This window comes from Burkholderia sp. A9, assembly GCF_000801975.1.
The window spans coordinates 31,514-53,561 of sequence record NZ_JSZN01000017.1 but is presented as its reverse complement, the minus strand read 5'-3'; the positions used below and the strand labels follow the sequence as shown (position 1 = coordinate 53,561).

The 22,048-nt window shown below is 65.7% G+C and carries 28 protein-coding genes; 13 read left to right on the top strand and 15 right to left on the bottom strand.

The genetic code is table 11. From position 1 onward, the window contains the following. Window positions 1-34: 34 nt before the first annotated feature. Window positions 35-190, top strand: a complete 156-nt coding sequence (locus tag PI86_RS17460; RefSeq protein ID WP_162835536.1) for a hypothetical protein — start codon at window positions 35-37, stop codon at window positions 188-190. A 128-nt stretch (window positions 191-318) separates the two neighbouring features. After that, the gene (locus PI86_RS09920) at window positions 319-567 is read left to right on the top strand and encodes a hypothetical protein (protein WP_235362729.1); all 249 of its coding nucleotides are present in this window, start codon (window positions 319-321) and stop codon (window positions 565-567) included. A gap of 257 nt (window positions 568-824) precedes the next feature. Here the strand turns inward: PI86_RS09920 and PI86_RS09915 are convergent, their stop codons facing one another. From PI86_RS09915 to PI86_RS09910, 3 genes are all read right to left on the bottom strand, one after another. Beyond that, window positions 825-1,109 (bottom strand): hypothetical protein, encoded by a 285-nt coding sequence (locus PI86_RS09915; RefSeq protein WP_014900654.1) that lies wholly within the window; start codon window positions 1,107-1,109, stop codon window positions 825-827. Between the two features lie 73 nt (window positions 1,110-1,182). Next, on the bottom strand, window positions 1,183-1,452 hold the full coding sequence (infA, locus tag PI86_RS16370) for a translation initiation factor IF-1 (protein ID WP_442854571.1): 270 nt from the start codon (window positions 1,450-1,452) through the stop codon (window positions 1,183-1,185). Window positions 1,453-1,489: 37 nt separating this feature from the next. Then, window positions 1,490-1,693 (bottom strand): cold-shock protein, encoded by a 204-nt coding sequence (locus PI86_RS09910; RefSeq protein ID WP_014900655.1) that lies wholly within the window; start codon window positions 1,691-1,693, stop codon window positions 1,490-1,492. A gap of 596 nt (window positions 1,694-2,289) precedes the next feature. On the opposite strand from PI86_RS09910, the gene PI86_RS17875 reads away from it, so the two are divergent. Next, the gene (locus PI86_RS17875) at window positions 2,290-2,415 is read left to right on the top strand and encodes a hypothetical protein (protein WP_268745904.1); all 126 of its coding nucleotides are present in this window, start codon (window positions 2,290-2,292) and stop codon (window positions 2,413-2,415) included. Window positions 2,416-2,791: 376 nt separating this feature from the next. Here the strand turns inward: PI86_RS17875 and PI86_RS09900 are convergent, their stop codons facing one another. Continuing rightward, entirely contained in the window at window positions 2,792-3,052 is a 261-nt protein-coding gene (locus PI86_RS09900; protein WP_039321504.1) for a hypothetical protein, read from the bottom strand. A 164-nt stretch (window positions 3,053-3,216) separates the two neighbouring features. After that, entirely contained in the window at window positions 3,217-3,534 is a 318-nt protein-coding gene (locus tag PI86_RS09895; RefSeq protein ID WP_039321502.1) for a hypothetical protein, read from the bottom strand. A gap of 586 nt (window positions 3,535-4,120) precedes the next feature. Here PI86_RS09895 and PI86_RS09885 point away from each other — a divergent pair. Both PI86_RS09885 and PI86_RS09880 read left to right on the top strand, forming a co-directional pair. Continuing rightward, window positions 4,121-4,738, top strand: a complete 618-nt coding sequence (locus PI86_RS09885; RefSeq protein ID WP_014900660.1) for a LysE family translocator — start codon at window positions 4,121-4,123, stop codon at window positions 4,736-4,738. Between the two features lie 107 nt (window positions 4,739-4,845). Beyond that, window positions 4,846-5,094 carry a hypothetical protein gene (locus tag PI86_RS09880; RefSeq protein ID WP_039321501.1) on the top strand — a complete coding sequence of 83 codons (249 nt, stop codon included), beginning with the start codon at window positions 4,846-4,848 and terminating at the stop codon, window positions 5,092-5,094. Between the two features lie 156 nt (window positions 5,095-5,250). Here PI86_RS09880 and PI86_RS09875 read toward each other — a convergent pair whose 3' ends face one another. The 7 genes from PI86_RS09875 to pobA all read right to left on the bottom strand — a co-directional run bounded on the left by PI86_RS09875 (window position 5,251) and on the right by pobA (window position 12,220). Beyond that, a complete protein-coding gene (locus tag PI86_RS09875; RefSeq protein WP_014900662.1) occupies window positions 5,251-6,609 on the bottom strand; it encodes an MFS transporter in 1,359 nt (452 codons plus the stop codon). Window positions 6,610-6,818: 209 nt separating this feature from the next. Further along, complete coding sequence (gene pcaC / locus PI86_RS09870; protein ID WP_006749282.1) at window positions 6,819-7,205, bottom strand: 4-carboxymuconolactone decarboxylase; 387 nt, start codon at window positions 7,203-7,205, stop codon at window positions 6,819-6,821. Window positions 7,206-7,215: 10 nt separating this feature from the next. Further along, entirely contained in the window at window positions 7,216-8,001 is a 786-nt protein-coding gene (gene pcaD, locus PI86_RS09865; RefSeq protein ID WP_014900663.1) for a 3-oxoadipate enol-lactonase, read from the bottom strand. Then, window positions 8,001-9,374: a 3-carboxy-cis,cis-muconate cycloisomerase gene (locus PI86_RS09860; protein WP_039321493.1), complete on the bottom strand. Its 1,374-nt coding sequence runs from the start codon at window positions 9,372-9,374 to the stop codon at window positions 8,001-8,003. The genes pcaD and PI86_RS09860 overlap by 1 nt, the downstream gene beginning before the upstream one ends. Before the next feature lie 88 nt (window positions 9,375-9,462). Next, window positions 9,463-10,119: a CoA transferase subunit B gene (locus tag PI86_RS09855; protein WP_014900665.1), complete on the bottom strand. Its 657-nt coding sequence runs from the start codon at window positions 10,117-10,119 to the stop codon at window positions 9,463-9,465. A 10-nt stretch (window positions 10,120-10,129) separates the two neighbouring features. After that, window positions 10,130-10,843, bottom strand: coding sequence for a 3-oxoacid CoA-transferase subunit A (locus PI86_RS09850; RefSeq protein ID WP_039321491.1), 714 nt, complete (start codon window positions 10,841-10,843; stop codon window positions 10,130-10,132). A 144-nt stretch (window positions 10,844-10,987) separates the two neighbouring features. Then, window positions 10,988-12,220 carry a 4-hydroxybenzoate 3-monooxygenase gene (gene pobA / locus PI86_RS09845; protein WP_039321489.1) on the bottom strand — a complete coding sequence of 411 codons (1,233 nt, stop codon included), beginning with the start codon at window positions 12,218-12,220 and terminating at the stop codon, window positions 10,988-10,990. A gap of 116 nt (window positions 12,221-12,336) precedes the next feature. On the opposite strand from pobA, the gene PI86_RS09840 reads away from it, so the two are divergent. The 3 genes from PI86_RS09840 (at window position 12,337) to PI86_RS09830 (ending at window position 14,787) form a co-directional block, all read left to right on the top strand. Then, entirely contained in the window at window positions 12,337-13,263 is a 927-nt protein-coding gene (locus PI86_RS09840; RefSeq protein ID WP_014900668.1) for a LysR family transcriptional regulator, read from the top strand. Between the two features lie 91 nt (window positions 13,264-13,354). Further along, entirely contained in the window at window positions 13,355-13,984 is a 630-nt protein-coding gene (folE, locus tag PI86_RS09835; RefSeq protein WP_039321487.1) for a GTP cyclohydrolase I FolE, read from the top strand. Next, entirely contained in the window at window positions 13,984-14,787 is an 804-nt protein-coding gene (locus PI86_RS09830; RefSeq protein ID WP_039321485.1) for an SDR family oxidoreductase, read from the top strand. Before folE ends, PI86_RS09830 begins: the two co-directional genes overlap by 1 nt. 200 nt (window positions 14,788-14,987) lie before the next feature. Here the strand turns inward: PI86_RS09830 and epsC are convergent, their stop codons facing one another. Further along, the gene (gene epsC, locus PI86_RS09825; RefSeq protein WP_014900671.1) at window positions 14,988-15,908 is read right to left on the bottom strand and encodes a serine O-acetyltransferase EpsC; all 921 of its coding nucleotides are present in this window, start codon (window positions 15,906-15,908) and stop codon (window positions 14,988-14,990) included. A 137-nt stretch (window positions 15,909-16,045) separates the two neighbouring features. Beyond that, window positions 16,046-16,279 (bottom strand): hypothetical protein, encoded by a 234-nt coding sequence (locus PI86_RS09820; protein WP_039321483.1) that lies wholly within the window; start codon window positions 16,277-16,279, stop codon window positions 16,046-16,048. 279 nt (window positions 16,280-16,558) lie between these two features. On the opposite strand from PI86_RS09820, the gene PI86_RS09815 reads away from it, so the two are divergent. The 3 genes from PI86_RS09815 to fnr all read left to right on the top strand — a co-directional run bounded on the left by PI86_RS09815 (window position 16,559) and on the right by fnr (window position 19,004). Next, window positions 16,559-16,969, top strand: a complete 411-nt coding sequence (locus PI86_RS09815; RefSeq protein WP_039321482.1) for a DUF3005 domain-containing protein — start codon at window positions 16,559-16,561, stop codon at window positions 16,967-16,969. Between the two features lie 686 nt (window positions 16,970-17,655). Next, on the top strand, window positions 17,656-18,123 hold the full coding sequence (locus PI86_RS09810) for a universal stress protein (protein ID WP_039321480.1): 468 nt from the start codon (window positions 17,656-17,658) through the stop codon (window positions 18,121-18,123). Window positions 18,124-18,257: 134 nt separating this feature from the next. Then, a complete protein-coding gene (gene fnr / locus PI86_RS09805) occupies window positions 18,258-19,004 on the top strand; it encodes a fumarate/nitrate reduction transcriptional regulator Fnr (protein WP_039321478.1) in 747 nt (248 codons plus the stop codon). A 48-nt stretch (window positions 19,005-19,052) separates the two neighbouring features. Here the strand turns inward: fnr and PI86_RS09800 are convergent, their stop codons facing one another. Then, window positions 19,053-19,946 carry a LysR family transcriptional regulator ArgP gene (locus tag PI86_RS09800; RefSeq protein ID WP_039321476.1) on the bottom strand — a complete coding sequence of 298 codons (894 nt, stop codon included), beginning with the start codon at window positions 19,944-19,946 and terminating at the stop codon, window positions 19,053-19,055. A 104-nt stretch (window positions 19,947-20,050) separates the two neighbouring features. Here PI86_RS09800 and PI86_RS09795 point away from each other — a divergent pair, with 104 nt between their 5' ends. Then, window positions 20,051-20,671, top strand: a complete 621-nt coding sequence (locus PI86_RS09795; RefSeq protein ID WP_014900677.1) for a LysE/ArgO family amino acid transporter — start codon at window positions 20,051-20,053, stop codon at window positions 20,669-20,671. A 373-nt stretch (window positions 20,672-21,044) separates the two neighbouring features. Then, window positions 21,045-21,992: an aldo/keto reductase gene (locus PI86_RS09790; protein ID WP_039321473.1), complete on the top strand. Its 948-nt coding sequence runs from the start codon at window positions 21,045-21,047 to the stop codon at window positions 21,990-21,992. The last annotated feature ends 56 nt before the right edge of the window (window positions 21,993-22,048 follow it).

Genomic DNA, 22,048 nt, shown 5'->3' with positions numbered 1-22,048 from the left:
TTCAGTCATGGCTGCATTCCACAAGGAGGCTGTCATGACTCAGTCGATGATTGGTTGGGTGGTTGGTCTTGCGGTGGTCGCGGTGGTTGCCGTCGCGTTGGCGCGCCGTTACCAGAGCGAACATCCACGTATGCAAGTCGTTCAGTGGTTGGATTCCCATCACTTGGGGTGGATGCATCGCAAACATTGACGTTTCCACGCTGGCGGCGATAACCCCGCCTTGCTGACGTTTACCGGGGGACGAACGCACAGATGCAGGCGGGCGGGTGAAGTCGACTATGTCGTTGTCTCACCGGGGGTCTTGGCAAGGAAGGCATGATGGATGATGAAGTGTGTACAACCCATACGCACGTGGCACGCCTTCGCGTGATGAAGACCGTGTCTGGGCGCTATCGCGGAATCGTCCACGTGCACCGCATTGGAGAGGATCCTGACTCCTCTGAGCAACACGATACCGAAGGGGATTTTGCAACGGACGTAGAGGCGCGTGACGCCGCTCGAACGCTCGCGCGCAGTTTGCTCGACAAGCAAATCGAGGCGCACGAAAAAGCGCAAGGAATCGATTGAATCTGCGTCGGCGGATTGGTCGCTACGCAACGTCGCTCGGCAACCCGACGTCCATCAGCGCGTAGCGCGCCAGTCGCGCAATGCGGCCGCTCGTCCGTTGATCTGTTTTGAGAGCACGGAAAAAAAGAAATGTCGGTGTTACGGCGCAAGTTTCCTGTTGACCGGCAGCATGGCATCGGCCCGCTCAATATCAGATCGGGACGCGAGTCTCCGATTGACGCGCGCTCCCATGCATTGCTGTTCAGCAAAGAACGGTATCAAAGAACTGCGTCGAGCATCCAATGTTCGCCTCGGTGCTGGTCGATGATGTCTTCTGCGTAACGTTGCGAGGCCCGGCGTGCGTCACCGGCACTGGCAAATGGCGAACCGTCGACCAGCTTGAAGGTCTGGCTCCGGGTCAGCGTGGTGTCAGTGCCGCGCAGGCAAACCTTGACCGCCGCGTCGAAACCAGCTTCGTAGTTGTGAGTACCGCCGGCGCCTGTGTGAAAGTGAGGGTAAATCAGCGGATATATTTCGAATCCGCGATAGGTACACATACTCATGATGAACTCCTGGTGATTGATGGCTACGAATTGCGTAGACGAGCGCAATCAATCCTGTATCGGCGCTACATGGTCAGCGTCGAACAAATCGGTTTCGACGCGCACTGGGCGAAGCCCGTTCGTCTTTGTGCCGGAAATTGATACGCCCTTTGGTCAGGTCATAGACCGACAATTCCAGCCTGACCTGATCGCCAACGAGAATGCGAATGCGGTGCTTGCGCATGCGGCCCGATGCGTACGCTGCAACGACCGCGCCGTTTTCCAGGGTGACGCGAAACGGTAGTCGCACGAGGACCGGGGGGCGCCTGCGGCGAATGCGAAAGATCCCGACCGATGACTGCATGACCGATCCCGCACGCAGGATCGGCGAATGATATGGATTACTGAGGAATGATGTTCGATGCCTGCAGCCCCTTGGGCCCGCGCTTCGTCTCATAGCTGACCTTTTGACCTTCGGTCAGCGTCTTGAAGCCATCGCCGCGAATCTCCGAGAAGTGCGCGAACAGATCATCGCCGCCGCTGTCAGGCGTGATGAAGCCAAAACCCTTGCTGTCGTTGAACCACTTGACGGTACCGGTATCCATGGAAATTCTCCTGATATTGGACAATATGTATGCGCCCCGATAGGGGTGCACGACAAAGGGATCAAGGAGGGAGAGGACAACGAATACCGCGTTCCGCGGTCAGTGATGAGCAGCAATCGCGCTTCTTGAAGGCTTCAGATACCCACCCTACGCGGGGCCAAACACCCTGTCAAGCTGTTTCGGCCGGAGCATTTCGGGTAGTCGCGCAAGAAGACGCCGCGATCGGCGAGGCTCGCCCCGGTTGCACATCCTTGTCTCCATGGCTTCGAGTTGTTTCGAAATTCTAAGTGAAATTTCGACGATACCGTCAGCGCACAATCTCCCCGCGTACCGGCGATTTTTCACACGTGGCTGAACCGATGCGTCCCCGCGCCCAATCCGGGCCGCAAGCCATGCGGCGGTTCGCGCAGAACTTTCGCTGTACACGTTCGCCAGTGGGCGTAGGATGGATTCGTTGACTGACTCGCTACCGATTCCCGCGCCACTCAAGGCGCGCCCCCTCCGAACGTGATCGCGCCTCTCATCGAAACCGCGCAATGCGGACGAGCGCGACGCGTATCGGCTGCCTATACGAAGCGTCTGGCAGTGAGTGTGACGTGCAACTGAGCGGAGATCTGGCTGGCTTCGATGTGCGCGAGGATGCGATTGTCTTTGCGAAAAGCTGGGCCCTCGCATGGCTCGAGGCGCATTGGGTCGACGATCTCCCGGCGTCGATGATTTGAACTTCGGGTGGCACGCCAGCCGCCCGAGCAATCAGGGAGTCGCCGGGATCGAGGCGGACGGCAATACAGGCTGCAGCCAAGGCAGCAAGCATGCCCTTCAACAGGCTCATCACCGCGAGTAGTGCGGTGATCGATGCTGCAGCGGTCTGTGTCTGTCTCGGCGCCTTCCTCAAGCCACGCCTAGCGCTTCCGTCAACTCCTTTACGAACTGGCTACCCTCCCGCATGGCCCGGTCGACATCTGAAAGGAAGCGCGCCACTGCGCCGCTCATCTTTCCCGCGCTGACGCCATCGGGCCGCACGAGTCCCACGTCCACGAAGTCCGCGACTCTCGCACACCGGACTTCCTCCCAGGTGCGGCACGTCGCGTCGGGATATCATTCCAGTCTATCGAAGGCACCCGCTTCGAGATCTTTCCTGAAATGCTGTAGCCAGTCGCTTTCGTCGCCGATCACGTATTCCTTCGTAATCTGCGTCGAGAACCTGGTTATGGTGACATAGCCCTGTAGACCGAGGTTCTCGTCACCCTTCGGGTCGGTCGTATCCGTTTCCTGCAGATCGAAATCGCCCTCTGCCAAACCACGGCGCTCCAGGGTCGCTAGAAAGTCTCGGTGTTCATCCGGTTCGATCAGCCGCATATTCAGCCCCCTTTGTGTTCAGCGGAGATGTCGCGGAGCTCGATGTCAAGGGGGCCGACGGCACCCGTTCGAGCGTTGAAATCATGTGCACTGAACCCATGCGGTGTACATCACGATCCCCGAGATACGGCGCAACCAGGAAGCAAGCATCATTGCCTACGGTTTTATCGTCTCGGTCCTTTCATGCTTTCCGACTCCATCGCCGCATTCCGCTCTTCACTCGCCTCGATGGGGTCCATCGCTTCGTCAACCGACGCCGTTGCGCGCTCAGCAGCCGCTTTGGTTTCGTCTTCCGGAGAGTCGGCATCGCTGTAGCTGTCATCCGGGGGTAGCAGCATGTCCTTGAGCATCGCGCTCAACTCCGGCGTGTCCCACGGCAGGCCACGGCTGGTTCGGACCTTTATGTAGTGTCTCACTTCCGCGTCCTGCTCCGCAGTTAGCGGCAGCCCCTGGAAGGTGTTTTTGGGGTCAGCGTCTCTCATCACTGCCTCCTCCTGCTATAGCGTCTTCAGTGTAGTCCCATTGCGACCATGAGAGCCGTGACCGCAGCGCTCATTCGTTGATTCGAATGCCATGCGTCGCTGTGGCAGGCAACAGGCGGCCATCAGTTGTCGTTGGCTGCCTACGTCACGATGACATTCGAGCCGCCGAGTCCCTTAGTCAAGAGGCATTCCGTCCACAATTCCGTCCGCGAGTACATCACCTGGTACCGCAGGCAGTGTCTCCAGTCGCGCGTTGACTACGCACACGATATCCATGCGCGGGTCGTCGAGGCGGATGGCTTGATGACACATTGCGCCAGATACCCGTGTGAGCAAATATTCTCCGATCATTTCCTGTAAGCCGAGGCAGGTCGCACCCTTCAAGTACGTGCCGCAGTCAATTATTCAAAGACAACATATTGAGACTGCGGACATCTTTTCTGCGAGACAACAATTGTCGACCGAACCATCGAATTCCCCCGCCTCCCCCGTACCGGCAATCGTCAAACAAACTGTACCGGTACTGTACAGAAAACCGCCGCTACACTGACTCCATCCCTGTCTCGAACCGAATGGAGCATCCGCGATGGAATTCCTCACCTTGAGTGCACTGCCCGCCGGCATGCTGTTCGCGCTCGTCACGTCGATCACGCCCGGCCCGAACAACACGATGCTGCTCGCGTCCGGCGTGAATTTCGGGTTCCGCCGCACGATGCCGCACCTGTTCGGCATCAGCATCGGCGTCGCGATCCTGATGCTGTGCGTCGGCTTCGGTCTCGGCGAAGCGTTTCGGCGCGTGCCGCTCCTGTACACGATCCTCGAGATCGCGAGCGTCGCCTACCTGCTGTACCTCGCATGGCGCATCGGCACGTCCGGCGAAGTGAAGGCGCAAGGCGCCAAACCGCGGCCGATGACGTTCATCGAAGCCGCCGCGTTCCAGTGGGTCAATCCGAAGGCGTGGATGATGGTGCTGACCGCCGCGACGACGATCCGCCTGTCCGCCGACTACGGGATGAACGCCGCGTGGATGGCCGTCGTGTTCATCCTGATCGGCTTTCCGTGCATCAGCCTGTGGGCCGCGTTCGGTCTCGGCCTGCGCCGCTTCCTGTCGAACCGCCGCGCGTTGCGCATCTTCAACGTGACGATGGCCGTGCTGCTGATCCTGTCGCTATATCCGCTCGTCGCGCACCTGCTGCCGCAGTGAGCGCTCACCGCGCGCCCGTTGAGCTTCGCGCGATGCAGGCGTACCCTTTTGGTACGGGTGTGTGCAGCCGCTTCGCCGGTTGCACCACTGCTGCACGGAGATTGCCGATGAAGCCACTGCTGAGAACCGGCGAGCACATCGAGGGCATGCACTGGATCGCCGAGTACCACCCGCTCACGCACGACATCCGCGTGCTGCGCGAAAACATCGAAGTGGGTACGTACTGCGCGCCGCCCACGCTGTTCGGCGACGAGAAAGAGCTGGGTGCCGCGAACCATGACGATCATCGCAGCCAGGAGGCCGCGCTGCGCGCGTATCTGCGCAACTTCGTGAAGGAACACGACGCGGAGGAGTAGCGGCACGACGGCCGCGATGTCGACGGGCCGCCGAAGCGGCTGGGTGTGCCGTTGCGCGTCATCCGGCCGGCCGGCCGCACCGTGGCCGGCGTGCGACCGACCTGAATCGATCGCAGCACCCGCCGGGCCGGAGCAGCACCCCGGCCCCGCTACCGCTCAATGCCCGAGCGACTCGATCTTGCCGCCCGGCTGCGCGACGCCATGCGGCCGCGCCGCCTGCTTGATCAGCAGCGCAACGCATGCCAGCAAACCCGCAACCGCGATCGTCGCGAACACGCCCGCGAACGAGAAGTGCCGGCGCGTCAGTTCGGCGACGAGGAACGATCCGGCGATCCCGCCGAAGCGGCCGACCCCCAGCATCCACGCCACGCCCGTGCCGCGCCCCTCGGTCGGATAGAACGCGGCGGCGAGCGCCGGCATCGACGATTGCGCGGTGTTCATCAGCACGCCGGCCACGAACACGACCAGCACGAGCAGCCCGACATTCCCGGCCGCCTGCCCGATCGCATACACGCTGATCGCGGTCAGCGCGTAGCACACGGCGATCACGCGGTTCGCGTTGAAGCGGTCCATCAGCACGCCGCACAGCACCGCGCCGACGCCGCCGAGCGGGAACAGCGCGGAGATCAGCGTCGCGCTCTTCGGCGTGAGACCGGCGTCCTTCAGCAGGATCGGCATCCAGTTGATCGACGCGTAGAAGATCACGAGGCCCATGAAGTACGCGATCCACAGCATCACCGAGCCGACGATGTACGAGCGCGACAGCACGACGCCGAGCCCCCGGCTGCCGGTCTGCGGCGCGGCTTCGGTCATTGCGAACGAGCCGGCGTTCAGCGCCTCGCGCGAGATCCGTGCGAGCGTCGTACGGATCCGGTCGACGCTCTGGCCACGCGCGACCATGAAGCGCACCGATTCAGGCATCTTCAGCAGCAGCAGCACGCCGAGCAGCAACGGCGTCACGCCACCCAGCATCAGCACGCTGCGCCAGCCGAAATGCGGAATCATCCACGCGGCGAGAAAACCGCCGAACGCGGCACCGAGCGGGAAGCCGCAGAACATCAGGTTGATCACGGTCGCGCGGCGCTTGTCCGGGCAGAACTCGCCCATCATCGTGACGGCGTTCGGCATCGCCGCGCCGAGGCCGACGCCGGTGACGAACCGCAGGACCGTCAGGTGTCCGATGGTCGTCGAAAACGCGGACGCGAAACACGCGACGCCGAACAGGAACACCGAGCCGAGCAGCAGCGAACGGCGCCCGAGCCGGTCCGACAGCGGGCCCGACACGAGCGCGCCACATGCCAGGCCGAACAGCGCGGCGCTCAGCACCGGCGCGAGATCGGGCTTGGTCAGGTTCCATTCGCCCAGCAGCGACGGCGCGATGAAGCCGATCGCGGCCGTATCGAAGCCGTCGAGCAACACGATCACGAAACACATCAGGAACACGAGCCACTGGAAGCCGCCGAACGGCTGCTCGTTAATGAAGGTCTGGACATCGACCACGGGTGTGCGATTCATCGCTAGTCTCCTTGTCGGCCGAAGGTGGCGCTGCAGCGCTGGCTCCGGTCGCATCCAACATTGATATATGCAAGAAGCGCGGCCTCATGGCCGCGCCTTTCCTTTGTTCGCACGCCGATTCGCTGCCGGCGCGTTTGTTCATCGGCTACGGCTCGCCGACATCAGCAGGCCGCCCGATGGGATCACTGCCGGCGCTTAGCCCGCACCACCTAGGCGGCCCCATCTTGTTCCTTGAAGATCTTGTCCGCGAGATGGAACGCGGAATTCGCGGCCGGCACGCCGCAGTAGATCGCGGTCTGCAGCAGCACTTCCTTGATCTCGTCGCGCGTCACGCCGTTGTTGCGCGCGGCGCGCAGGTGCAGCGCGAGCTCCTCGCCGCGGTTCAGCGCGACCATCATCGCGATGGTCAGCAGGCTACGCGTATGACGCGGCAGGCCGTCGCGCGTCCAGATCTCGCCCCATGCATAGCGCGTGATCAGGTTCTGGAATTCGTCGGTCACCTCGGTGCGGTTCTCGATCGAACGGTCGACGTGCGCGTCGCCGAGCACCGCGCGACGCACCTTCATCCCTGCTTCGTAACGTTGCTGGTCGTCCATCGTCGGTGCCTCACGCGGTCAGGAAATCGAGCAGCGCGCGGTTGAAACCGTCGGTGCACTCGATGTTCGAAATGTGCGCGGCGTCGAATTCGACGTGACGCGCGCCGGGAATCGCAGCGGCCAGCGCACGGCCCTGGTCGGGCGGCGTCGACATGTCCTTCGCACCGGTCACGACGAGCACCGGCAGCGCGATGCCCTTCACTTCCTCGCGCAGGTCGGCCGCGTTCAGCGCATCGCAGTTCGCCGCATAACCGTCCTGGTCGGTATGCACGAAGGTGTCGCGGATCGCGTCGAACAGGCGCGGCTCGCGCTCGACGAACGCGTCGGTGAACCAGCGCGGCAGCACCGCGTCGGCCAGCGCGGCCATGCCTTCGGCACGCGCCTTCTGCGCACGCGGCGCCCAGACTTCCGGCGAACCGATCTTCGCGGCGGTGTTCGCCAGCACGGCGCGTACGATGCGCGACGGGAAGCGCGCGGCGAGCGCAGCGCCGGTCAGGCCGCCCATCGAGATCCCGCAGAAATGCGCGCGATCGATGCCGACGTGGTCGAGCAGGCCGATCACGTCGCCCGCGAGCTGGTCGACCGTGTACGAACCGGCCGGCGCTTCCGAATGCCCGTGGCCGCGCGTGTCGTAACGCAGGATGTTGAAGTGCTGCGTGAGCGGGCGAATCTGCGGCGCCCACATCTGCAGGTCGGCGCCGAGCGAGTTCGAGAAGACGAGCCACGGCGCGTCGTCGCGCGCGGCACGGTCGATCCGGTAATGCAGTTTCACGCCGTTGACAGTGGCGAAGGGCATCAATGTTCTCCTGGTTGTTTCGCGCTCGCGTGCAGCGCGAGCACGGCGTCGACATAGGCCTGCGCCTCACCGACGTAATGTGCGGGATCGAGCAGCCGCGCGAGCGCGTCGCGCGACAGGTGGGCGGATACGGTCGCATCGGCGGCGAGCACGTCGAACAGCGTCGCGCCAGTGCGCACCGCCTCCTTCGACGCATGCTCGACGACATGATGCGCATCGAGCCGGCCGATCCGGTCGCCGAGCGCGAGCATCACGGCTTCGCCGAGGATCAGCCCGTGCGTCAGGTCGAGGTTCTCGGCCAGGCGTTCGGTATTCACGTCGAGGCCCGCGACGATCTGTGCGATCTGTGCGAGCGCGCCGCCGGTCAGGCGCGCGAGGTCGGGTAGCGCGTCCCATTCGGCCTGCCAGCCGCCGAGCGCGCGCTCGTGCTCCTGCACCATCCCCGCGAACACGGTCGCGACGAGGTTCGGCGCGCGTACAGCGGCGGTCAGCACGGCCGCGCAACCGACCGGGTTGCGCTTGTGCGGCATCGTCGACGAGCCGCCCTTGCCGGCGGCAGCCGGTTCGCCGAGTTCGCCGACTTCGGTCTGCATCTGCAGCGACACGTCGCGTGCGATTTTGCCGAGCGTGCCGGTCAGCATGCCGAAGCACGACGCGGCTTCCGCGATGCGGTCGCGCTGCGTATGCCACGGCACGGCCGGCAGCGCGAGGTTCAGGTCGGCCGCGAGCGCAGCGCTCACGCCGGCCGCGTGCTCGCGCAGGCTCGCCAGCGTGCCGGCGGCGCCGCCGAACTGCAGCACCAGCGCCCGCTTGCGCAATTCGGCGAAGCGCGCGCGATGACGCAGCAGCGCATCGAGCCATTGGGCGAATTTCAGGCCGAGCGTGATCGGCAGCGCCTGCTGCAACCACGTGCGACCGATCATCGGCGTCGCGCGATGCGTGCGCGCCAGCGTCGCGAGCGATGCGCACGCTTCGTCGAGCAGCGGCTCGAGCACGTCGAGCGTGTCGCGCAACTGCAGCATGGTCGCGGTATCGATGATGTCCTGGCTCGTCGCGCCCCAGTGCACGAACTTCGCGGCCTCGGGGTCGTCGGCCTTCACCTCGGCGGTGAGCAGCTTGACGAGCGGAATCGCGAGATTGCCGCCGAGCGCCGCGCCACGCGCGAGCGCATCGGCGTCGAGCCGGCCGGCATCGCACGCGCGTTCGATCGGCGCGACCGCCGTGGCGGGAATCACCTGCTGCGCGGCGAGCGCACGCGTGAGCGCGGCTTCGACGTCGAGCATCCGCTGGATCGTCGCGCGGGGCGACCAGATCCGGTTGAGCGGCTCGGTGCCGCAGATGAGGGAGGTCAGGCGGGCACTGTCTTCGAGCATGGCATCAGAGTGGGGAAACGGCGTGCGCCTATTGTCTACCCAAGCGCGCCGGCGTGCGCTCGCTCGCGCGCGCCGGCACGCTTGCGGTTCAGGCCGCGGCCTTGCGCGTCGCGTCGATCAGCGGCACGCCGGTCAGTTTCTGCAGTTCGTCGAACGACAGGTCGGTGAAGATCTCGCTCACCGCGAGGCCGTCGGACGTCACGTCGAGCACGGCGAGATCGGTATAGATGCGGCTCACGCACTGCACGCCGGTCACCGGATACGAGCACGCCGCGACGATCTTGCTCTCGCCCTGCTTCGTCAGGTGTTCCATCATCACGAACACCTGCTTCGCGCCGATCGCGAGGTCCATCGCGCCGCCGACGGCCGGAATCGCATCGGGCGCGCCCGTATGCCAGTTCGCGAGGTCGCCGTTCGCCGACACCTGGAACGCGCCGAGCACGCAGTAGTCGAGGTGGCCGCCGCGCATCATCGCGAACGAATCCGAGTGGTGGAAATACGCGCCGCCGGTGAGCAGCGTCACGTGCTGCTTGCCGGCGTTGATCAGCTCGTCGTCTTCCTCGCCGGGCGCGGGCGCCGGGCCCATGCCGAGCAGGCCGTTCTCGCTGTGCAGGAAGATTTCCTTGCTCGGGTCGAGGTGGTTTGCCACCAGCGTCGGCACGCCGATGCCGAGGTTCACGTAAGCGCCTTCGGGGATATCCAGGGCGACGCGCTTGGCCATTTCATCGCGGGTCAGTCGTTTCATCTCGGTCTCCTTAGGCGGCTTGCGATGCACGTTCGGCGGCCAGCTCGGCCGCATGCGCGGCCTGCGGCACTTCGACGACGCGCTGCACGAAAATGCCCGGCGTCACGATGTGTTCCGGGTTCAGTCCGCCGAGCGGCACCACTTCCGACACCTGCGCGATCGCGACCTTCGCGGCGCTGGCCATGATCGGCCCGAAGTTGCGCGCGGTCTTGCGATACACCAGGTTGCCCCAGCGATCGCCCTTGTACGCCTTCACCAGCGCGAAATCGGCGTGGATCGGCGTCTCGAACACATACGACTTGCCGTCGATCACGCGCGTTTCCTTGCCTTCCGCGAGCTTCGTGCCGAAGCCCGTCGGCGTGAAGAAGCCGCCGATGCCGGCGCCCGCCGCGCGGATCCGCTCCGCGAGGTTGCCCTGCGGCACGAGCTCCAGCTCGATCTCGCCCGCGCGGTACAGCGCGTCGAACACCTGCGAGTCGCTCTGGCGCGGGAACGAGCAGATGATCTTGCTCACCCGCTTCGCCTTGAGCAGCGCCGCGAGACCCGTCTCGCCGTTACCCGCGTTGTTGTTGACGATCGTCAGGCCGCGCGCGCCCTGCTCGATCAGCGCGTCGATCAGCTCGGACGGCATGCCTGCCGTGCCGAAGCCGCCGATCATGATGGTCGCGCCGTCGTGGACGTCCGCGACCGCCGACTGAAGCGATTCGAAAATCTTGTTGACCATGTCTCTTCCTGATACGTACCCGCGGCACGATGCGCGGCCTGTCGAGGGGACACGCGCGTGTCGCGTGCCGCGCCGGAGGCCGTCTTCGACCCTCGGCATTTGTTCGCTATTCGAACCTAGATTCGATTAGCGAACGATGGCCGATCATAGAGTCGCGCACAGCGCGTTGTCAAGGCGGGATCCCTCGGGGGGTGCCTGGTCGTCGAACGGCAGGCCGACGTAGTTTTCGGCCAGCGATTGCGCGGCGGCCCGCGAGCGCGTCACATACTTCAGTTCGGCAAACTTCAGGCGATTGACGAACGGCGAGTCCTCCGGCGACGCATGCAGCATGTTCGTCATGAAGTACGAGAAGTGCTCGGCGCGCCATACACGTTCGAGACAGGTCGCCGAATAGCGCTCGAGCGGCGTCGCGTCGCCGTTCCGGTAACGCGCGCCCAGCGCGCGGGACAGCGCGCGGACGTCGGCCACCGCGAGGTTCATCCCCTTTGCGCCGGTCGGCGGCACGATGTGCGCGGCGTCGCCGGCCAGGAACAGGCGCCCGTGCTGCATCGTCTCCGACACGAAGCTGCGCATCGGCGTCACGCTCTTCTGCGTGATCCGGCCCTCGGCCGGCGTCCAACCGGTGTCGTTCGAGAAGCGCGTATGCAATTCGTCCCAGACGCGCGCGTCGGACCATTCGGCGAGGTTTTCGTCGGGCTTGCACTGCAGGTAGAGACGCGTAACCGTCGGCGAGCGCATCGAGAACAGCGCGAAGCCGTTGTCGTGATGCGCGTAGACGAGTTCGTCGAGCGACGGCGCCGCGTCGGCCAGGATGCCGAGCCACGCGAACGGGTAGACGCGCTCGAACGTGTTCAGCCGCTCGGTGGGAATCGTCTGGCGCGCGATGCCGTGGAAGCCGTCGCAGCCGGCGATGTAGTCGCAGTCGATGCGGTCCGCGCGGCCGTCGGCGTGCTTGAACGTGACGAACGGGTGCTCGCTTTCGACGTCGTGCAGCGCGACGTCGCTGACTTCGAAATGCATCTGGTGGCCGTGCGCGTCGCCGGCCGCGATCAGGTCGCGCACGACTTCGTGCTGGCTGTAGACGGTGATCGCGCGGCCGCCCGTCAGCGCGCTCAGGTCGATGCGGTGGCGCTGGCCGGAAAACAGCAGCTCGATGCCGTGATGTTCGAGCCCTTCGCGGCGCATCCGCTCGCCCAGGCCGGCTTCGTTCAGTGTGTCGACGGTGCCCTGCTCCAGCACGCCGGCGCGGATGCGGTTCTCGCAGTATTCGCGCGAACGCGCCTCGACGAGGATGGCATCGACGCCTTGCAGGCGCAGCAGATGGGAAAGCAAAAGGCCGGACGGACCGGCGCCGATGATGGCGACCTGGGTGCGCATTGTTCGTCTCCTGAACATTGGTTCGAGTAATGGAAACCATTTGAGCGCTTTCCCGACTATGCGGCAACGCGATTTAGGAGATAAGTTGTATACGTTTCCCGGATACTGGCCTTACGATGGACGCGCTCGATCTGAACCTGATTCCCTACCTCGTGGCGCTCGACGACACGCGCAACGTCAGCCGCGCCGGCGACCTGCTCGGCGTGAGCCAGCCGCGCGTGAGCACGGCGCTCGGCCGCCTGCGCGAGTACTTCGGCGATCCGCTGTTCGTGCGCACGTCGCGCGGGATGGAGCCGACGCCGCGCGCGCTCGCGCTGCTGCCGGCCGCGCGCGACGCGCTCGCGCAGATCGAGCGCGGGCTCGTCGCGCCGCACGACTTCGATCCGGCGGCGAGCACCCATACGTTCTCGATCGCGCTGTCGGATGTCGGCGAGATCGTGTTCCTGCCGAAGCTGCTGCAGGCGTTCGCGACGCGCGCGCCGCACGCGAACCTGCGCTCGGTCTCGCTCGCGCACGACGAAGTCGGACGCGGCCTCGAAGCCGGCTCGATCGATCTCGCGGTCGGCTACTTCCCCGACCTGGACGGCAACAACTTCTTCCAGCAGCGTCTGTTCACGCACCGGTTCGTGTGCCTGATGCGGCGCGGCCATCCGCTCGAACAGGCGCGTCCGTTCACGGCCGAGCAGTTCCTCGCATGCGGGCACGCGGTGGTGCGTGCCGAAGGGCGCAGCCAGGAGGTACTCGAGAAATACCTCGCGAAGCAGCGCATGCAGCGGCGCGCGGTGCTCGAAACGCCGCACTTCATGAGCCTGCCGTTCATCCTGAGCCGCACCGACCTGATCGCGACGGTGCCGCACGCGATCGGCTATGCGTATGCGGCCGAGCATGCGTTCATCGTGCCGGTCGAGCCGCCGGTGCCGCTGCCGCGCTTCGACCTGAAGCAGCACTGGCATCGCAAGTTCCACAACGATCCGCGCACCGCGTGGCTGCGCGGTGTCGTCGCGTCGCTGTTCAACGACGAGCAGGACGAATGGCCGAAGTGAGCGGCGGGCCGCACGCACGCCTCTCGAAAGCATGAAACAATGGCCGGATATCCGCGCCGCCGCTGGCGGCCGCATTCGATGGAGCGACCAGATGGGTAAAAAAACCGCACGGCCCGAGCCGGCCGCATCCCGGCCGAGCCGGGCAGAAGCCGAGGATGCCGTTCGCGTGTTGCTGCGCTGGGCCGGCGACGATCCCGCCCGCGAAGGGCTGCTCGACACGCCGGCACGCGTCGTGCGCGCATACGAAGAGTTCTTCGCCGGCTATGCGCTGGAACCGCACGACATCCTTGCGCGCACGTTCAGCGAAGTCGACGGCTACGACGAGATGATCGTGCTGAAGGACATCCGCTTCGAGAGCTATTGCGAGCACCACATGGTGCCGATCATCGGCCGCGCGCACGTCGCGTATCTGCCGAACCATCGCGTCGTCGGCATCTCGAAGCTCGCGCGCCTCGTCGACGCATTCGCGAAGCGCCTGCAGATCCAGGAAAAGATGACCGTGCAGATCGCCGACACGCTGTTCGACGTGCTGCAGCCGAAGGGCGTCGGTGTGATCCTCGAAGCCGCGCACCAGTGCATCTCGACGCGCGGCATTCACAAGCCAGGTGTCGAGATGGTCACGTCGCGCATGCTCGGCACGTTCCGCACCGATCCGTCGACGCGGCGCGAATTCCTGTCGATCGTCGCGAATCCTTCTTCAGTCAACCTGACGAATACGTAATGCAGTCCACGAAGCAAGCGGCACATGCGCCTGTCGTGCTCGTGACCGGCGCCGCGCGCCGGGCCGGGCGCGCGTTCGCCGAGTATTTCGCCGCGCACGGCTATCGCACCGCGGTCCACTACGACCGCTCCGCCGATGCCGCGCAGGCGGCGGCCCGCGCGATCGCCGAACGCGGGCACGATTCGGTCGCGCTGCAGGCCGACCTGTCGGATGCCGCGCAGATCAACGCACTGATCGACCAGGTCTATGCGCGCTTCGGCCGCCTCGACGTGCTGGTCAACAACGCATCGGTGTTCTGGCAGGACCATTTCCCGAGCTTCGACCTCGCCGCGTTCGACCAGGCTTGGGCCGTCAACTGCCGCGCGCCGATCCTGCTCACGCGCGCGTTCTACGAACGGGCTCGCGCAGCCGGCACGCAGGGCGTCGTCGTCAACGTGATCGACCAGAAGATCAAGGAAAACTTCCACCGCGACCATTTCAGCTACACGGTCGCGAAGGCCGCGCTCGGCAACCTCACGCAGATGCTCGCGCTGTCGTCGTCGCCGGTGCTGCGCGTGAATGCGGTGTTCCCCGGGCTGATGCTGCCGAGCGACGACCAGACGCAGGCCGACTTCGAACACGCGAGCCGCGCGTCGACGCCGCTTGCGCGCATCGCCGGCCCCGACGATGTCGCGAGCGCGATCCTGCTGCTCACGGGCAGCGCGTACAACGGCGTGGATTTCGTCGTGGATGCCGGGCAGAACCTGATCCGCGTCGACCAGGACGTGCTGTACAAGCACCGCTCGCCGGCCGGCAAGCACTGACGTTCCGACCGGCGGCGGCAGCGGCCGTGCGCCGCCCTCGCGTGCGGGGTGTCGGGGTGTCGGGGTGTCGGCGTGTCGGGGTGCCGCGTCGATCGCGCATCGCGGCACGTACGCACGACAGGCGTCGCTGGCTGCGCGGCAGCCCCCGCACGCACGTGCCTGCATCGCGCGAACGACGCCCGCGCCGTTCGCGCGCCGCGTTACGGCTTGTCGGCGCTCCCGCCCTCGCGGACCTTGCCCTGCGCGACGCTCGTACCGGGCGGCACGCTGTGCGTGAGCCACACGTTACCGCCGATGACCGAGCCGCGCCCGATCGTCACGCGGCCGAGGATCGTCGCGCCCGCGTAGATCACCACGTCGTCCTCGACGATCGGATGCCGTGCGTTGCCCTTGACCAGCGTGCCTTCGCCATCGGCCGGGAAACTCTTCGCGCCCAGTGTGACGGCCTGGTACAGGCGCACGCGTTCGCCGATGATCGCGGTTTCGCCGATCACGACACCGGTGCCGTGGTCGATGAAGAAGCTCGGGCCGATCCGCGCGCCCGGATGGATGTCGATGCCGGTGGCCGAGTGCGCGATTTCATTGATGAATCTCGCGAGCAGCGGCACACCAAGCTGGTGCAATGCGTGTGCGAGCCGGTGGTGCATCATCGCGAGCACGCCGGGATAGCACAGCAGGATTTCGGTGATGTGCTGCGCGGCCGGATCGCCCGCGTAGGCGGCCTGGATGTCGCTGACCAGCAGCGCGCGCACCGACGGCAACTGCCGGCCGAACTCGCGCGCGATCTCGAACGCGCGTTCGTCGAGCGCCGCGAACGGCGTGTCCGCATACTCGGGCAGGAACGGCAGCGCGCGGCGAATCTGTTCGGACAGGATTCGCAGCGTGCTTTCGAGCGTATGGCCGACGTAATAATCGACGCTTTCGTCGGTCAGATCCGGCGCGCCGTAGTGCGTCGGAAACATCGACGCGCGCAGGCCGGTGACGATCTTGCAGATCGCGTCGCGCGACGGCAGCTCGCGGATGCCGCGCGGATGACGCGTGCGATGGAGTTCCTCGCGCGACTCGCGCAAGCCGGCAACGATTTCTTCGAGGCCCCACTGACGGGCGGGTGATGTGGACATATGCCAATGCGGGCAGCCGCGCTCGATCGCACGGCCGCTAATAAAGTGACGGGTTCCACAAGATTACCGCGTTTTCGTCCGGCGGCGGCACGCGCGGGGATCGGCCGGACGGCCGATGCTGCCGGCATGCGACGGCGTCAGACCGTGATGCTGCTCGCGTCGATCCAGCGCACCGCCCAGTCGCGCGCGTGCGCGATCGCGTCGCCTTCGTCGTCAAACTGGAGCTCGGTCGGAAAAAAACGGTTCGCGACGAGTTCTCCGTCGCTCGATCGGGAGATCACGACGTAGGGCTTGAACAAACCGTCACCGGCGCGCGCGGGCGCGCAGTTCAACAGATATCCACGGTGCGTGAAGGCAGTAGTCGCTTGCATGAATCCGCCACCTCTAGTCCCTTGCTTTGTTGTTCACTACCCGTCTTCAGGGTGCTACGGCGTCCCCGGCGCGGGCAGTGGCGGCAAGACCTCTTCCCCTGTCGCCGCTTCGCAGGAAAAGAATCATACTCTGTAGAAAACGGGTGTTCTAGCTCAAATAAATCATGACAAATCAGCGCGCGCCCCGCGACCGCGGCGATCGCCCGCGCGCCTTTTTCCCGTCGTGCCCGGAACGGGATTTGCTTCGATCCGGACCGCTTCGCCGCCAGGAGAGCCGCGATGGAATCGTCAGCTCAAACGCACCCCGCGCATCCGCGCAGCGTCGAACTGGACAACGACGACACGCACGACAGCACCGTCGATACCGACGGCAAGAATCGCGAGGCGGCGCGTCTCGCGAGCGGTCGCGCATTCTCGCCGGACCAGATCACGCACAGCAACGCGTCGCTCGTCAACGCGATGCCCGAAGCCGGCGACGGCTTCGCCGGCTTCGACAGCCGGCCCGGCGGCAATCACCCGGCGTTCGCGCTGCGTGATGGCTACATGGTGATCGAAAAGGGTTTCGACGCGCCGTCACACGCAGGAGACGAACCTTTCGGCCCGGTTCACCGGATGTACGGCAGCGCGTACTGGCCCGGTCATAGCCGGCGGCCGGAACGCGTGATCGAAATCACGGCGATGCCGAGGTAGCGCGCGGCGGCTGAATCGATCGTTCGTTTGCCGGGTTGAATCGGGACCGATGGCCGACGGTCGATGGAAGCGGATCGGCGCGCGCACGCTGCGCGATCGTCCGAGTCGGCATTGGTATCGATATCAACGTCGGTTTTGGTGCGAAATTCGCGGTTTCGCGACGTCGAGCATCGAATTCCGGTCGACGCCGATGCACAGGCGTTGATCGACGTCATGTTGTCGCGACGCGATTGCGCTTCAATGGATGGCATTGCGCGCGGTTGGCCGGAACGGTCGTCGGCATGCGTTCGCATGCGTCGACGAGGCGGAGCCGCGGCCAGGGCGCGTTCGCATGGCAGGCCATCGGACGATGCCGGTGCAACCGTTACCGGCGACGCTGCGCGATCCGCACGGCGTTCGCGCTGTCATTGCGCTGTCATTGCGTGGTTAGCCGTCACGCTCCATCGTCCGGACGGCGGATGCCATGCTGCGCTCCGCGCGCACATTGGACACATCCCGCAACACAGCATGCAGCGTGCGCATGGCCCGCGATCGCAGCACGTCGCCGCGACGCCGAAAACGCCGCGATCGCGACGGCCGGCACGTCGCTGCAAAGTCCCTGCCGTTGGTTTACCCTGCCTCGCAGCAACGCACGACCCGCTCGGTCGTTCGGCCGACTTCTGTTCAACCCGCCACTCGGAGACACTATGTACAAGCGCATTCTGGTTGCCATCGACGGCAGCGACACGTCCCGCCATGCGTTCGACGCCGCACTCGCGCTCGCGAAGGAGCACGGCGCGGAATTGCGGCCGTTCTACGTCGTCGAGAACGCCGCGATCTACTACAACGTGCCGGGCTACGACCCGTCCGTGCTGCGCGACCAGCTCGTCGCGCAGGGCAATGCGCTCGCGGCGGATTTCACCAAGCTGATGCAGGCGGCCGGCGTGAAGGGCGAGACACTGATGAGCGAGGCGTCGTCGCTCCACGACGTGTCGACGCTGATCCTCGACGGCGCGAAGGCGTTCGACGCCGATCTGCTCGTGCTCGGCACGCACGGCCGCCGCGGGTTCCGCCGCCTCGTGCTCGGCAGCATCGCCGAACAGTGCGTGCGCCATGCGACGCTGCCCGTGCTGCTGATCCCGGCTGCCGCACACGTCGACGAACAGGAAAGCTGAACAACGTCGGCGCATGCATCGCGCACCGAGCACGGGCCACGGCATGCGCGCGCGGTCGCGACGTTTTGTCACCCGACAGCCGCAACTTGCGGTGGGACAATGATTCCGTCGATTCAACGCCGGAGAAAACGATCATGCTGACGCCCGTCGCCACACGTCCCGCCGCCCCGTCCCATGCAGGCAGCTGGGCTCCCCGCCAGGCCCCGCACTGCTCGTCATGCGCGATGCGCCACCTGTGCATGCCGCAGGGCCTCGCACCCGAAGCGCTCAGCCGCCTCGAGACGGTCATCTGCGCGGCACGCCCGGTCAAGCGCGGCGAAGCGCTGTTCCGCGAAGGCGACACGTTCGACAACCTGTACGCGGTGCGCTCGGGTTCGCTGAAAACCGTCGCCACGCGCCACGACGGCCGCGAGCAGGTCACCGGCCTGCACCTCGCGGGCGAAGCGCTCGGCCTCGACGGCATCTGCGACGACACGCACCCGCGCACCGCGGTCGCGCTGGAAGACAGCTCCGTCTGCGTGATCCCGTACAGCGCGCTCAAGTCGCTGTGCTCGGAAGCAGGCTCGATGCAGCTGCGCATGCACAAGCTGATGAGCGAGCAGATCGTGCGCGAAACGTCGCAGACGATGCTGCTCGGTTCGCTGAACGCCGAAGAGCGCGTCGCCGCGTTCCTGCTCGACGTATCGGCGCGCTACCTGAAGCGCGGCTACTCGCCGTCGGAATTCAACCTGCGGATGACGCGCGAAGACATCGGCAGCTACCTCGGCATGACGCTCGAAACGGTCAGCCGCACGCTGTCGAAGTTCCAGAAGCGCGGCCTGATCGAAATGCAGGGCCGCCACGTGCAGATCGTCGACTTCGACGGCCTGCATCACGTCTGAACCCGCGCGGCGCACGTTACGCGCCGCCGCCCGCCTCTCCCGCTCCGATCAGTCGAGAAACAGCGCAGCGCGCGCCTTCAGCGCCGCGCTGAAATCGTCGAGCCAGCCGATCGACAGGCGCCAGCTCTGCCAGTAGAGCTCGATGTCGACGGTCCGTCCGCGCGACAGGTCGACCAGCTCGCCCGCCGCCAACTGGCGATCGACCATCCGGTCCGGGCACATCCCCCATCCCAGCCCCGTTTCGCACGCGCGCAGATAGCCGGCGACGTGCGGTATCCAGTGTTGCGGCGGATCGAGCTCCGCGCGCGTCACGCGCCGGATGAAACGCGCCTGCAAGCCGTCCTTCGGATTGAACATCACGCACGGCGCGCGGCGCAGCGCATCGCGCGTAATGCCCGCGCCGAAATAGCGCTCGTAGAACGCCGGCGAACAGACCGCGCGATAGCGGATGCGCCCCAGCCGCGTCGACCGGCATCCCTGGATCGGCTCGGCCTGCGCGGTCACCGCGCCCTGCACGCTGCCGTCGCGAATGCGCGCGGCCGTGTAGTCCTGGTCGTCGATCACGAGGTCGAGCAAGGTCTCGCGCTCCGTGCAGAACGGCCCGACCGCGTCGATGAACCAGGTCGCGACGCTGTCGTCGTTGACCGCCACGCGCAAGGTCGGCCAGGCGCTCGCGATCTGGCCCGGCAATGCGGGCATCCGGCCGCCCAGTTCGGCCTCGAGCAACTGCACGCGCTCGGTATGCCGGCACAGCAGCGCCCCCGACGTGGTCGCGACGCACGGCTGCCCGCGCCTGACCAGCACGCTGCCGACGCGCTCCTCCAGCAGCTTCACGCGCTGCGACACCGCCGACGGCGTGACATTCAACTCCTTGGCCGCCCGTTCGAACGAACCGTGCCGGATCACGGCCGCAAGGGCGTCGAGCAACGCGTAGTCGAGCATTAGATTTCCTTAATCGACATTAGGTGAATTAGCTTCTCTTATTTCCAGGCTGACCGCAGACTAGCGCCAACCGATTCACCCGTCTACTGCCTCGATTCCCCATCATGAACTGGATCGCTTTTTCCCACGGTGCCGCCCTGTGCGGGTCGCTCATCGTCACCATCGGCGCGCAGAACGCATTCGTGCTCCGGCAAGGCATCATGCGCTCGCATGTCGGCAAGATCGTGCTGCTGTGCGCGCTGTCCGACATGATCCTGATCGGCGCAGGCGTCGGCGGCGCGTCGGTGCTCGTCGAGCGCTACCCGACCTTCGTCCACGCGGTACTGTACGTCGGCCTCGCCTATCTCGCGTGGTTCGGCATCAACGCGCTGCGCCGCGCGTTCAAGCCCGGACACGAAACGCTCGACGTCCGCGGCGACGCGGTCGCGCCGCCGCCGCAGAGCGCGGTCGCGATCGTGCTGATGACGCTCGCGTTCACCTGGCTCAACCCGCATGTGTATCTCGACACGTTCCTGCTGATCGGCACGGCCGGTGCGCGCGAACCGGAAGGCACGCGGCTTGCGTTCGCGATCGGCGCGATGTCGGTCAGCGTCGTGTGGTTCCTCGGGCTCGGATACGGTGCGCGGCTGCTCGCGCCGTGGTTCCGCAAGGCCGTTGCGTGGCGCGTGCTGGATGGCGCGATCGGCAGCATGGTGCTGTTTCTGGCGGCCGTGCAGTTGCGGTAACGGGTTGGGGCGCTGATTGATCGCGGGCGGCACCTTGCCGCCCGTTGTTCGTTCCGCTCCGGCGTCGTGCTGCGATACGCCCGGTTTCCGCGTGTATCTCCTCCAGCCGCCACGCCCCCGCCGCCGCAAAATTCAGTTCCCGATCGAACGCAGCCGCACGGATCATCCACGTAACGGACGATTCGTCCGCCATCGGCTGCAATCCCTCCGTCTTCACGGCCGCGCGCCCCCTGCACGAATCCGGTCGATCGGCGAGAATGTCCAGCGTCCCGCGACAACGGCGCAAGCGCTCCACCCAACCGCCGTCCCGTCGCATTCATCCCGGCCAATCCCGTCGTTCCAACCCGTCACCCCTCAGATTCCGGAGAACAACATGGCACTACGCACCCTCGGCACGTCGGACCTCCAGGTTTCCCCGCTCGCCTTCGGCGGCAACGTCTTCGGCTGGACCGTCGACGAGAACACATCGTTTGCGCTGCTCGACGCGCTCGCCGACGCCGGCATCAATTTCATCGACACAGCCGACGTCTATTCGGCATGGGCGCCCGGCAACAGCGGCGGCGAATCGGAAACCATCATCGGCAAGTGGCTCAAGCGCTCGGGCAAGCGCGAGCAGGTCGTGATCGCGACCAAGGTCGGCCTGCTCGCGGCGCGCGCGGGGCTGACCCGGGACAACATCCTGAAGGCCGCCGACGATTCGCTGCGCCGCCTGCAAACCGACTACATCGACCTGTATTTCTCACACCGCGATCTCGCCGACACGGCTCCGCTCGAGGAAACGCTCGGCGCATACCAGACGCTGATCGACGCGGGCAAGGTGCGCATCATCGGCGCGTCGAACTACAGCGGCGCACGCCTGCGCGAAGCCGCCGACCTCAGCAAGCGCGACGGCCTGCCCGCGTACCAGGTGATCCAGCCGGAATACAACCTGATCGATCGCGCCGCGTACGAACGCGATCTCGAGCCGGTCGTGCGCGACCTGAAGCTCGGCGTCGTCAACTACTACGCGCTCGCGAGCGGCTTCCTGTCGGGCAAGTACCGCAGCGAGGCCGACCTGAAGAAGAGCGTGCGCGGCGATCGCGTCGCCGGCTATCTCGACGCGCGCGGGCTGCGCATTCTCGCGGCACTCGACGACGTGTCGGCCAGGCACGGCACGCAGCCGGCCGCGATCGCGCTCGCATGGCAGATCGCACGCCCGTCGATCACCGCGCCGATCGCGAGTGCGACGTCGCTCGCGCAGCTCGAATTGCTCGGCGAAGCAATCCGCGTGCGGCTCGACAACGAAGATATCCGCAAGATCGACGAGGCCAGCGCGGTCTGAGGTCGTCCACGGCGGGCTGGCGGCTGGCATCGCGAAGTGTTGCGGTTCCGGCCGCC